The following is a 10,827-nucleotide window of genomic DNA, read 5'->3' on the forward strand; positions in this document are numbered from 1 at the left end:
ATCGCACGGCCTCGATGGCCGTGCGATCCGCCCTCCCCACCTGCCACGGTCAAACATGTTTCCGCGTTTCGTCAATGCAACATCAGAAACGCGGAAACGGGCAACACCGCCGCACCCAGGTAACCAAAGATGGTGAAAAGCCCGTCTCTGGCCAGCATCCCGAATGCAAACATGCAGACGATCGCCCCCATGATCGAAGAGGTGAATGGAAGAACTTCCAGAAAGGGCATCGCAAGCCCACACAGCATGCATATGACCTGCGAACAAAACAGAGAGGGGTGTCGAACAAGGCAGGCCAGCCTTACATGCGCGACACCATCCATCCAGCTTGCCGGCTTTCTGATCCGCTGGCTGGCCTTACGCAGCCGCGAAGTATCGACCTTCTTGGACATCAGGAAATCCGGCAACCAAAGGTGGTCACGATCCATCAGCATTTGCGCCGATATGATGACAATAGCGATCCCGCAAAAGCTGGAAAACAGCGGAATGCCCGACAACGGCGACACGACTGCGGCTGCGGCAATCAACAGGTTTGCGGCGAATGACCGATCACCCAAGGCACGCAATATCTGCGCAATGCTCGTCTGATCCTCATCGGATGCGTTCGCAAAGCGATCGAGGATGTCACTGATTGATTGCTGTTGCGCCATTCCCTGCCTGCCGTTCCGAATGAAACTGTCGCCCCCCGACAGAAACCCAACGCATCAAACCCTTGACCGGTTCTACCGATCACATTTCGTCACGAACGGCTGGCTGCAACCAATACGCGATCAAGGCTTTGCAGGAATTGCGCGCGATCCGCCCTGGAAAACGCCACACCACCGCCGCTGCGATGAAAGGGATCTGCGGCGCGAATATCCGCCATCAGATCCCGTGTCGCAAGGCGCGGCCCGATATTGGCTTTGGTCAGAACCTCGCCATCATGTTTCAGGACCTGCGCCCCGGCCTTGAGACAACGATCCGCCAAAGGCAGATCCGCGGTGACGACGACATCGCCCGTACCGCAATTCTCGGCGATCCAGCGATCGGCAACATCGGGCCCTTCATCCACGATGACAAGCGAGACCAACGGATTTCGCGACGGGCGCAGACCGCCATTGCACACAAGGACCATCGGCACCTTCATGCGGGTCGCGACCCGTTCGGCCTCGGCTTTGACCGGACAGGCATCGGCATCGATATACAATGTTGTCATGGCGGTCCCGCCTTGTGGCCAAGGCCCGCCCTGAACCGGACGGGCACCCGAATGACGATCAGTCGCGCAACAATTCGTTGACCGACGTCTTCGCCCGTGTTTTCGCGTCGACCCGCTTCACGATAACGGCGCAATACAGGTTCACGCCGTTTTTCGATGGCATGGTGCCCGCAACGACGACCGAACCCGCCGGCACTTCGCCATACATGACCTCGCCGGTTTCACGATCGACGATCTTGGTCGACTGGCCGATATAGACGCCCATCCCAAGAACCGAGCCTTCGCGAATGATACAACCTTCCACAACCTCGGAGCGCGCACCGATAAAGCACCCGTCCTCGATGATCGTCGGCCCGGCTTGCAGCGGTTCAAGCACGCCGCCAATGCCAACGCCGCCCGACAGATGCACGTCCTTGCCGATCTGTGCGCAGCTGCCGACCGTCGCCCAGGTATCAACCATCGTGCCTTCGCCGACATGCGCGCCCAGATTGACGAAAGACGGCATCAGGACCGCCCCTTTTCCAACAAAGGCGCTGCGACGCACGATCGCGCCGGGAACGGCACGGAAACCCGCGTCACGCCACTGATTGTCACCCCAGCCCGCGAATTTGCTGGGCACCTTGTCCCACCAGTTGCTGCCCTGGGGGCCACCCGACATTTCTTCCATGTCGTTCAGCCGGAACGACAGCAGAACGGCCTTCTTGGCCCATTGGTTCACATGCCAGTCATCGCCGCGCTTTTCGGCAACACGCAACGAACCGCTGTCCAGCGCCGTCAAGGTTTCCTCGACGGCCTCGCGGACCTCGCCGGTGGTTGCGCTGCTGATCGCGGCGCGGTCTTCCCATGCGGTCTCGATGGCGTTCTCTAGAGCCTGGGTCATCGGGGCCTTCTCCTTGAAATATGTCGTGCGGCTGGAAACTGTCACATCAGGGCTATAAGCCTGAGAGCAGCGCCGCGCAATCCGCGCGACCCCAGAGACGAGGCTTCGATGACCCAGAACGACGATCGCGACCGCGCCCATCCGTTTCCCCATAGCGAAGAAGACGTGGCGCGCGCCGATCGAACCCCGGATACGCCGCAGACACGCGCCCCTGCATATCGTCTTGCCTTCACCGACCGCGATTTTCTGCTGCGTGAAGAATTGCGCCCCGTGCGCCTTCAGCTCGAATTGTTGAAACCGCAGCTGGTCATGGACGAGCGTGGCATCGAAACGACTGTGGTCATGTTTGGCGGCGCGCGCATTCCCGCACCTGACAAGGCCGATCAGGCCCGCACCAAGACGCTTGCCGGCCTGTCGAAATACTATGAGGAAGCGCGCGTCTTTGCCCGCAAGATGACCCAGCGCAGCATGGCAAGCTATGGCAGGGACAATGTCATCTGCACCGGCGGCGGCCCCGGCGTGATGGAAGCGGGCAATCTGGGCGCGGACGAGGCCGGCGGACAGTCCATCGGTCTGGGCATCGTGCTGCCCCATGAACAGGCGCCGAACGAATATGTGACGCCCGACCTTTGCTTCAACTTCCACTATTTCGCGGTCCGCAAGATGCATTTCCTGATGCGCGCCCGTGCGATCACAGTCTTTCCGGGCGGTTTTGGCACGCTGGATGAGCTGTTCGAAACCCTGACCCTGATCCAGACCGGACGCATGAAGGCCATTCCGATCCTGCTGTTCGGGCGGGAATTCTGGGAGGGAATCATCAACTGGCAGGCGCTGGCCGATGCCGGCACGATCAGTGCAAGCGATCTTGATCTGGTCCATTTCGTGGAAACCGCCGACGAGGCGCTATCGCTGATCGACGGCTGGGATTACGACGCCTGCTAAGGCATTTCAGAACCGAAACCGCAGGCCGACGGCATTGGCATTGGTAGCACCGCGCATGTTCCCCAATGTCTTGCCGCCACCCGAACGGTGATGCAGACGCCAGAACACCGACCAGTCGCGATCCGCGTGGGACAGTTCAAGCTCGGGTGACAGATAGAACAGCAGGCTGGGATCACCCTGATATTCGTCGGCCAGTTCGGCCTCGCGACCGTTCTGGATACCGTCAACATGGCTCAGGCCGAAAATGATCGAAGGCGTGATCGTCATATGGCGCGACACCCGTAATCCGCGAAACCGGGACAGGATCCCGGCCCAGATCTCGGTCGTGTCGCGATCGCCCTTGCGCAGCACGGCACCGACTTCGTATCCGATCTGCACCAGATTGCTGCGCCAGGTCAGGTTTTGAAACCCGCCCCCCATGACATAGTTCTTTTCGTAACCGCTGGTCACAACCCCCAGGCTGTCCGCCATGTCCGAGCTGGTGATGCGCCCTGCCATCACAAAGAAGTTGCGCTGCCTGTCCGGGCTGTCATCCGCCCAGACCGGCTTGGACGCCAACACGAACACAAGGGCACAGGCCCGGCACAACCGCATTCATCACCCCCGCGACCTGATGCCCACGAACCGCCACTGGCCGCCGGGCATCCCGCTATTGGGTCAGTTAAACCGGAAGTTCGGTATTTGGGCAATCAAAACGCGGAAATAATGCGAGGATCAGCCTGCGGCTTCGGCGCTGATCTGGGCGCGCGACTTGCGCCCCCGTTCAGTCGCGGATTTCAGCTGTCCGCATGCAGCCATGATGTCTTCACCCCGCGGTGTGCGGATCGGGCTGGCATACCCCGCCTTGTAGATAATATCGGCAAATGCCTCGATCCGGTCCCAGCTGGACCGTTGATAGGGGGCGCCCGGCCACTCATTGAACGGGATCAGGTTGATCTTGGCGGGAATGCCGCGAATCAGCTTGACCAGACGGCGTGCATCCTCGTCGCTGTCATTGACGCCATCCAGCATCACATATTCAAAGGTGATGCGTTCGCTGTTGGACAGGCGTGGATATTCCCGCAAGGCATCCAGCAAGGTCGCGATATTCCAGCGCTTGTTGATCGGTACCAGCTTGTTGCGGACCTCATCCGTGGTGGCATGGAAACTGACGGCAAGCAGGCAGCCGATTTCTTCGGCCGTCCGCGCAATTTCGGGCACCACGCCGCTGGTCGACAAGGTAATGCGGCGGCGCGACAGGGACAGACCCTCATTGTCCATCACCACATTCATCGCATCGCGCACACCGTCGAAGTTATAAAGTGGCTCACCCATGCCCATCAGCACGATATTGCTGACCAGGCGCGTTTCATCCTTGGGCGCGCCTTGCTTGGGCCATTCGCCCAGATCGTCGCGCGCCACCATCAACTGACCGACAATCTCGCCCGGCGTCAGGTTGCGCACCAGCTTTTGCGTGCCGGTATGACAGAAAGAGCAGGTCAGCGTGCACCCGACCTGGCTGGAAACGCAAAGCGTGCCCCGGCCCTCTTCGGGGATATAAACGGCCTCTACCTCGTGCCCACCGGCGATTCGCAGCAGATATTTGCGCGTCCCATCGGCGCTGACCTGTCGTGTGACAACTTCGGGCAGGGCAATCTCGAACTTGTCGGCCAGCAAGGCGCGATAGTCTTTGGCAAGATTGGTCATCAGCGCAAAGTCGCGCACACCCCAGTGATAAATCCACTGCCAGACCTGCCCGACACGCATTTTCGCCTGTTTTTCAGGGGTGCCGGCTTCGATCAGGGCCGCGCGCAGCTGATCGCGGGTCAAACCGACAATATTCATCCGGCCGCCCTCGGGCAGCTTGCGGGGAATGGTCAGGACATCCTGCGTGATCGGAGCAGACATAGAAACACCAAGTTTGCGCGTGAAAGAACCGCAAATAGGATAAACGCGGCCGGAAATCAACCAGCCACGCATATAGACGTCATACCCGCGCCATTCCGGTCACGCCCCGGCGTGACCGCCGATCCGCCAGAAAACTTACTGGCAGCGCGCCTTGGCAGTATTCGTTGCCGCGGTAATACCCGACAGGCTGAACGTGTCCTTGGTCGTCGTGCCGCGCGAAGAGCGCCCGGTCACGACGGCGGTCGAACCCGCGCGCAGGGCGCCGATCAGCTTGCCATCTTCGCCGGGGCTGCCGGTCCAGGCGCTTTCGCCTTCGGTGAACAGATTGAATTTCTGTCCGCCGACATCAACCTCGACGGTCGAATCGGGCGCGAAGGGGTATCCGCCGGTGAACGACACTTCACCATTCTGCCCGGAACGGTAAGCGACATACAGGCGGATATCACCGCGCGTCACCTCGACCTCCTTGCCATCCTTGGTGTTCAGCGTCGACTTTGGCGGCGACACTGCCCAGCATTCCTTGGGGTTGCTTGCCGCAAACACCGTCCAGTCGCCTTCAGTTGCCACGACATTCGTGGACTCCTGTGCAACGGCACCGTTCAGTCCTGCTGCCGACATGACCGCGATGGCCACCATGGCGCGCAAGGTCGTGATTTTCATGCTCTGGCCTCCTGCCAATCTTTTCGCCGCTTCGTCGGGCGTTTTTCCTGATTGCGCTGGTCTTTTCAACCATCCGCGATCAGGATAGCCAAAATCATTGCGCAAAAAAGAGCGCAAGACAGGAAATCGCGCAATTGTCAGGGAATTCAGCTATGCGTTCAGCCCAATTGATCGAACTTTGGCGCGGCGATCAACTTGAAAGCCTGCATCGTGGCCACGCGGTCGTTTGCGACAAACATGGCGTCGTCGAGGCATGGGGCCTTCCGTCCGAAATTATTTTCCCGCGTTCCTCCTGCAAGATGATACAGGCGCTGCCGATGATCGAAAGCGGCGCCGCCGACGAGGCGCGCCTGACCGACCGCCAGCTTGCGCTGGCCTGCGCCAGCCATAATGGTGCCCGCATTCACGTCGACGCGGTCGATGAATGGGTGCGCACAATGGATATGAGCGAAGCAGATTTTCGGTGCGGCAGCCACATGCCCCAGGACAAGGAAGAAAACCGCCGCCTGACCTGCAGCGACGAATCACCTTGCCAGTTTCACAACAACTGCTCGGGCAAACATGCCGGTTTCCTGACCTTGAATCGCAAGCTGGGTGGGGGCACGGAATATATCGATCCCGACCATCCGGTCCAGCAGGCAATCAAATCCACCTTCGAAGAAGTCACGCAGGAAACCAGCCGGGGATATGGAATTGACGGCTGTTCCGCGCCGAACTGGTCCTGCAGCCTCGAAGGGCTGGGCCGCGCCATGGCTGCCTTTGCCAATCCCGGTCAGGATCGTCGCGGCCAGGCGATGAGCCGCCTTGTGGATGCAATGCGCGCACATCCCGAAATGGTCGCGGGCGAAGGGCGGGCCTGCACTGCGCTGATGCGCTCGACCGGCGGGCGTGTGGCCGCGAAGACCGGCGCCGAGGCCGTGTTCGTTGCAATCCTGCCCGACCAAGGGCTTGGCGTTGCATTGAAGATCCTGGACGGCGCCACCCGCGCAAGCGAAGCCGCGATCACGGCGATCTTGATGCATCTTGGGGTTCTGGAAAAGGATGATCCGACCGTGAACCGATTGCTGACCGGCCAGATGAAGAATTGGCGCGGCATGGTAACCGGCGAAATGCGCACGGCCCCCGGTTTTCCGGTCTGAAGCACGATTCTGCCGCGAATCGTCACAGTTTCGACGCAGAATTCTGGTGAAATACCGCCGAGGGCGGGGCCCCCAATGACCGCCTCTCGGGGAGAAGACTTGTCGGCGCCCCTTGGCAGAGCGGGCGTCGACGGCCCCCTTCAGATTAATTGCCAGATCAACCGCAAGGCCAGTATCGCCGAGGTCGCGACCAAAAGCGGCTTGATCAGGCGCGACCCGATCCGCACCGCCAGCCGTGCCCCAAGCGCGGCGCCGGCCATCTGCGCCACACCCATCATCACCCCGATCAGCCAGAGCGGCTGCCCGATCAAGGCAAACATCGCCAGACCGCCCAGATTGGAAAACAGGTTCAGCAATTTCGTATGCGCCGTCGCCTTCAGCACCCCATATCCCGCCAAGGTAACAAAGGCGATCATGTAAAATGATCCGGCGCCGGGACCAACCAGACCGTCGTAAAACCCGATCAGCGGCACAATCACCGTCGCGAACAGTGTCGCGCCCATCCGTCGCTGACGGTCCAGATCGTCAAGCCCCGGCTTGAAGGCGAAAAAGATTGCGATGCCGATCAGGATCACAGGCAAGACGATCCGCAACGCTTCGGTCGGCAGATGGCTGACCAGAGCGGCCCCCGCAAGCCCGCCCAGCCCCGCCAGCAAGGCCAGACGCCACTGGCTGCGCAGATCCACCTGCCCACGTGCGGCATAGCTTGCCGCTGCCGTCGCCGCACCAAAGGCCCCCTGAACCTTGTTCGTCGCCAAGGCCTGGGCCGGGGACACCCCCGCCAACATCAACACCGGCAAGGTGATCAACCCCCCGCCGCCGGCAATTGCGTCGACGAAACCGGCCGCGAATCCTGCGGCAATCAACAGCAGGGCCATTTCCAGCGTAAGTTCGAACATTCGCGCCCCGGGCGTCTGATTGTGAAGTTGGCTCGCCGATTGGCGGGAGTATCTGTGCCGTCAGGCCCGGAATCAGCCGGTCACGAATTCTGACGCGCGATACCCTTGCAGATACAGCAACGCCGTCAGATCGCCATGATTGATGCGCAACCCGGCCTGTGCGGCCACGACCGGCTTGGCATGCAGGGCGACGCCAGCCCCCGCCAGTTGCAACATTCCCAGATCATTCGCCCCGTCACCGACCGCGATCACGTCATCAGCGGTCAGGTTGCGCGCCGCCGCAATTTCGCGCAGCGCCTCGACCTTGGCCTCGCGCCCCAGAACGGGCAGTGCAACATGGCCCGTCAGAACACCACCCTCGGACAACAGCGTGTTGGCGCGGTTTTCATCGAATCCCAGCCGGGCCGCAACCGGCCCCGTGAACGAGATAAATCCACCCGACACCAGTGCCGCGTAACCGCCATTGGCGCGCATCGTCGCGACCAACTCGGGTCCACCCGAAGCCAGGGTGATGCGCGTCTCCAGCACTTCGTCGATGACCGTTTCCTGCAGGCCGGCCAACAGGCCGACACGCTCGATCAGGGCTTCGTGGAAATTCAGTTCGCCATTCATCGCACGCGCAGTGATGTCGGCAACCCGTGTGCCCACGCCGGCGACATCCGCCAGCTCATCAATGCATTCCTGCGAAATCATGGTCGAATCCATATCGGCAAGCAAAATGGATTTGCGCCGTCCGACCGTTTTCTGAATCGCCAGATCGATTCCGATGGCCTGAAGATCCGCCCAGACCTGCTCGACATCTTCCGGCGCCTTCTGCACATCGAATTCACCCGCAATTCCCGGATTCAGCCAACGCACGGAATTGCCGCCCCAGGTTTTCGCAAGGCCATCCAGCAGCGCGCTTTCAAGATTGGCGGCCGCAGGCGCGGCAATCAGCGTAACGGTGAACATGGGAAGCTCCTTGGGGAAAAACTTGCGCAAGGTGTAGGACAACTTCCAGTGATGCGCCAGAGCGCGCAGCCAGCAGCACACCCACCCGGGAACAGGCCTCAGAAGCGGTAGCTGACTCCAAGGATCGGGCCGGACTGATCAAATGAGAAATCCTGCCCGTTGATCTGGTTCTCGACGCTGATATGGCGATAGCCGCCCTGAACCGACCAGTTTTCGTTGAACCGATAGCCCGCGGTCAACAGAATCTGCCATGTTTCGCGATCATCCTCGAACCCGCCATAATCGATCAGCCCGGTGCCGAACCACTGATCCGAAAACTGCACACGCATCCGTGCCGCCAACAGGGCATCCACCCAATCACCATCCGTCGCACCGGTTGCATATTGCGCACCATCGTCCAACAGATCGACCCCGGCATCGACATCGACCCAACGCAAGCCCCCGCCCAGATCCAGCTGATATTTCGGATCCTGATAGGCGCGATAAAGCGCATAGCCATTGAAAAGCTGGACCTTGAGATCGGTATTGATGCGCGTAAAATCGGCTCCGTCAGGCGCCGCATTCCCAAATGACAGGTCGAACAGCAGGTAATCCGCGATCAGACTCCAGCGATCGTTGCTGGCCTCGAAGGTACCCATGAACGACAAATCCAGATTGGACAGGGCGTCGCTGAAGCTCAGCTTGCTTTCCACAGGACCATTCTGGGTATCGATGGTCGAGGTCGTTTCGGGCATGAACATATAGATCGACCCCGTATATTCCCAATCGCCCTGCTGGGCGCTGGCCGGAACACTCAGGAATACTGCAGAGCAGATCACGGTGGTCGCAAGAAACCTCTGGTTCATCATGTGGCACCTGTCATGTTCAAGTCACTGATCGTTAGCGCGTTTTCGGACATCCCGAGAACCGCGGCCGCGCGATTGACAGTCCCGCTTCGGGGCAGCGGCAAGAAAATCGGCATGGCTCTGTACAGAATGGTCCAGCGCGCCAGCATGTCAATCGCGAACACCCGTTTCGTGCCTTCTTCGCATCCCATGGTCTGCGCGCGAACCAGACCGCTTTGGCGCGACATGGCGAGATTCAAGCTGGCATCCAGGGCGATATCCGGCACTCGCCGAACCCTTGCAGTTGCGCGTTCAGGCCATCCGGAAACCACATTCCGGGCATGAAAATCCCGTGCCCCTGATCACGACGCGACCCGGCCAGCAAGGTTTGGCGCGGAATCTTTGGGAGTGGACAAAACCTGGTGGTCGACGTGGTAGGGTAAGATCTTGGAACAAAGCGGGACCCGCCATGGAGGTGAGCATTTTTGTCAAGACGACGTTTGACGATGGAGAAACCAAGAGGCGCAATGTCGGTCGACTTCGCCAAGCGCCGGACGAGTTTGGTTCCGAGAATTTGGGGCTTGCCAAGCTGATCAAGGACCGGAAAGCGCTGCTGACCTTCTACGACGACCCGGCGGAACACTGGAAACACAGCAGGACATCAAATCCGATCGCGAGCGCCTTCGCCATCGTCCGGCAGGAAACGAAACACACCAAGGGCTGCCTCAGCCGCAAGACAGGTCTGGTAATTGCGTTCAAGCTGATGGTGTCAGCGCTAAAGCAATGGCGAAAGATCGACAGTCAGAACCGCTTGCCCGAGATCATTGAAGGGGTTGAGTTCCGCGACGGGCTCCGCCACGTTCAAACCGCTGCCAGATCAAGCGTCACCAATTTCTGCGCATATCTCGCCGCCGGACGCTTCCTCGCCCGAACCCGAGCCGCGATCTGCGGAGCGAACTTGATCACCCAGCGGTTCAGGGTCGCGTGATCGAAGGTGACGCCCCGCTCCGCCAGCATCTCCGCGAGATCATGATAGGAAATAGCATAGCGCAGGTAGAAGAACACCGCGAGTAGGATCACCGACTTCGGAAAGTGTACGCCTTTCAAATTGATCACGCCGCAAGCCCCTCGCCAACCACCTGACAACGTTGACCTATAAGAGGAAGACACTGAACCGGAAACTTTGCGACAAAACCGTCATGAGAGTGGGCCGCTGCAAAACTACAAGGCCGAGAAGGACTTTCGAAATTTCAGTTGCTGCATATGGTTCTGCCCTGAGCCCATTAAACGGTAGCGACATGAAATCACACCCAATGACCTTGAGCTTCTTAGGGTCAGGATGCATTGATTTCGGTCGCACGGCGTGATTCACGGCTCAGAAAATGGAGCGGTGACATGAGCGACCTGTACTGGCTGACTGACGAGCAGATGGCCAAGCTCACCCCTTTCT

Annotated in this window: 12 protein-coding genes and 2 pseudogenes; 3 read left to right on the forward strand and 11 right to left on the reverse strand. The window is 60.0% G+C overall.

The window, feature by feature from the left end:
• Positions 1-71: 71 nt before the first annotated feature.
• The 3 genes from PAF17_RS15735 to dapD form a co-directional block, all read right to left on the reverse strand.
• Positions 72-650 (reverse strand): exopolysaccharide biosynthesis protein, encoded by a 579-nt coding sequence (locus tag PAF17_RS15735; RefSeq protein ID WP_271890059.1) that lies wholly within the window; start codon positions 648-650, stop codon positions 72-74.
• Between the two features lie 89 nt (positions 651-739).
• Entirely contained in the window at positions 740-1,195 is a 456-nt protein-coding gene (locus PAF17_RS15740) for a YaiI/YqxD family protein (RefSeq protein ID WP_271890060.1), read from the reverse strand.
• Positions 1,196-1,253: 58 nt separating this feature from the next.
• A complete protein-coding gene (dapD, locus tag PAF17_RS15745; RefSeq protein WP_271890061.1) occupies positions 1,254-2,075 on the reverse strand; it encodes a 2,3,4,5-tetrahydropyridine-2,6-dicarboxylate N-succinyltransferase in 822 nt (273 codons plus the stop codon).
• 108 nt (positions 2,076-2,183) lie between these two features.
• On the opposite strand from dapD, the gene PAF17_RS15750 reads away from it, so the two are divergent.
• The gene (locus PAF17_RS15750; protein ID WP_271890062.1) at positions 2,184-3,017 is read left to right on the forward strand and encodes an LOG family protein; all 834 of its coding nucleotides are present in this window, start codon (positions 2,184-2,186) and stop codon (positions 3,015-3,017) included.
• 6 nt (positions 3,018-3,023) lie between these two features.
• On the opposite strand, the gene PAF17_RS15755 is transcribed toward PAF17_RS15750, so the two are convergent.
• The 3 genes from PAF17_RS15755 to PAF17_RS15765 all read right to left on the reverse strand — a co-directional run bounded on the left by PAF17_RS15755 (position 3,024) and on the right by PAF17_RS15765 (position 5,564).
• On the reverse strand, positions 3,024-3,611 hold the full coding sequence (locus PAF17_RS15755) for a hypothetical protein (RefSeq protein WP_271890063.1): 588 nt from the start codon (positions 3,609-3,611) through the stop codon (positions 3,024-3,026).
• A 120-nt stretch (positions 3,612-3,731) separates the two neighbouring features.
• On the reverse strand, positions 3,732-4,904 hold the full coding sequence (gene rlmN / locus PAF17_RS15760; RefSeq protein WP_271890064.1) for a 23S rRNA (adenine(2503)-C(2))-methyltransferase RlmN: 1,173 nt from the start codon (positions 4,902-4,904) through the stop codon (positions 3,732-3,734).
• Between the two features lie 135 nt (positions 4,905-5,039).
• Positions 5,040-5,564, reverse strand: a complete 525-nt coding sequence (locus PAF17_RS15765) for an invasion associated locus B family protein (protein WP_271890065.1) — start codon at positions 5,562-5,564, stop codon at positions 5,040-5,042.
• Positions 5,565-5,716: 152 nt separating this feature from the next.
• Between PAF17_RS15765 and PAF17_RS15770 the strand changes: the two genes are divergently transcribed.
• Entirely contained in the window at positions 5,717-6,703 is a 987-nt protein-coding gene (locus PAF17_RS15770) for an asparaginase (protein ID WP_271890066.1), read from the forward strand.
• 140 nt (positions 6,704-6,843) lie between these two features.
• On the opposite strand, the gene PAF17_RS15775 is transcribed toward PAF17_RS15770, so the two are convergent.
• The 4 genes from PAF17_RS15775 to PAF17_RS15790 all read right to left on the reverse strand — a co-directional run bounded on the left by PAF17_RS15775 (position 6,844) and on the right by PAF17_RS15790 (position 9,664).
• The gene (locus PAF17_RS15775) at positions 6,844-7,602 is read right to left on the reverse strand and encodes a TSUP family transporter (protein ID WP_271890067.1); all 759 of its coding nucleotides are present in this window, start codon (positions 7,600-7,602) and stop codon (positions 6,844-6,846) included.
• A gap of 72 nt (positions 7,603-7,674) precedes the next feature.
• Positions 7,675-8,553: a phosphoserine phosphatase SerB gene (gene serB / locus PAF17_RS15780; RefSeq protein ID WP_271890068.1), complete on the reverse strand. Its 879-nt coding sequence runs from the start codon at positions 8,551-8,553 to the stop codon at positions 7,675-7,677.
• A 98-nt stretch (positions 8,554-8,651) separates the two neighbouring features.
• Complete coding sequence (locus PAF17_RS15785; protein ID WP_271890069.1) at positions 8,652-9,398, reverse strand: porin family protein; 747 nt, start codon at positions 9,396-9,398, stop codon at positions 8,652-8,654.
• Positions 9,398-9,664, reverse strand: coding sequence for a hypothetical protein (locus PAF17_RS15790; RefSeq protein ID WP_271890070.1), 267 nt, complete (start codon positions 9,662-9,664; stop codon positions 9,398-9,400). Before PAF17_RS15790 ends, PAF17_RS15785 begins: the two co-directional genes overlap by 1 nt.
• A gap of 182 nt (positions 9,665-9,846) precedes the next feature.
• Here PAF17_RS15790 and PAF17_RS15795 point away from each other — a divergent pair.
• Positions 9,847-9,993: pseudogene (locus tag PAF17_RS15795) on the forward strand (ISKra4 family transposase); the annotation flags it as partial.
• A gap of 290 nt (positions 9,994-10,283) precedes the next feature.
• Here the strand turns inward: PAF17_RS15795 and PAF17_RS15800 are convergent.
• Positions 10,284-10,493 (reverse strand): annotated as a pseudogene (locus PAF17_RS15800) (IS6 family transposase); the annotation flags it as partial.
• Positions 10,494-10,827 lie beyond the last annotated feature (334 nt).

Origin of the sequence: Paracoccus onchidii (assembly GCF_028294535.1) — a bacterium.
Taxonomy (GTDB): Bacteria; Pseudomonadota; Alphaproteobacteria; order Rhodobacterales; family Rhodobacteraceae; genus Paracoccus; species Paracoccus onchidii.

Bases quoted from the DNA above. Each gene is read 5' to 3' on its own strand.
- PAF17_RS15735 (WP_271890059.1), bottom strand. From the start codon at position 650: ATGGCGCAACAGCAATCAATCAGTGACATCCTCGATCGCTTTGCGAAC.
- PAF17_RS15740 (WP_271890060.1), bottom strand. From the start codon at position 1,195: ATGACAACATTGTATATCGATGCCGATGCCTGTCCGGTCAAAGCCGAG.
- dapD (WP_271890061.1), bottom strand. From the start codon at position 2,075: ATGACCCAGGCTCTAGAGAACGCCATCGAGACCGCATGGGAAGACCGC.
- PAF17_RS15750 (WP_271890062.1), top strand. From the start codon at position 2,184: ATGACCCAGAACGACGATCGCGACCGCGCCCATCCGTTTCCCCATAGC.
- PAF17_RS15755 (WP_271890063.1), bottom strand. From the start codon at position 3,611: ATGCGGTTGTGCCGGGCCTGTGCCCTTGTGTTCGTGTTGGCGTCCAAG.
- rlmN (WP_271890064.1), bottom strand. From the start codon at position 4,904: ATGTCTGCTCCGATCACGCAGGATGTCCTGACCATTCCCCGCAAGCTG.
- PAF17_RS15765 (WP_271890065.1), bottom strand. From the start codon at position 5,564: ATGAAAATCACGACCTTGCGCGCCATGGTGGCCATCGCGGTCATGTCG.
- PAF17_RS15770 (WP_271890066.1), top strand. From the start codon at position 5,717: ATGCGTTCAGCCCAATTGATCGAACTTTGGCGCGGCGATCAACTTGAA.
- PAF17_RS15775 (WP_271890067.1), bottom strand. From the start codon at position 7,602: ATGTTCGAACTTACGCTGGAAATGGCCCTGCTGTTGATTGCCGCAGGA.
- serB (WP_271890068.1), bottom strand. From the start codon at position 8,553: ATGTTCACCGTTACGCTGATTGCCGCGCCTGCGGCCGCCAATCTTGAA.
- PAF17_RS15785 (WP_271890069.1), bottom strand. From the start codon at position 9,398: ATGAACCAGAGGTTTCTTGCGACCACCGTGATCTGCTCTGCAGTATTC.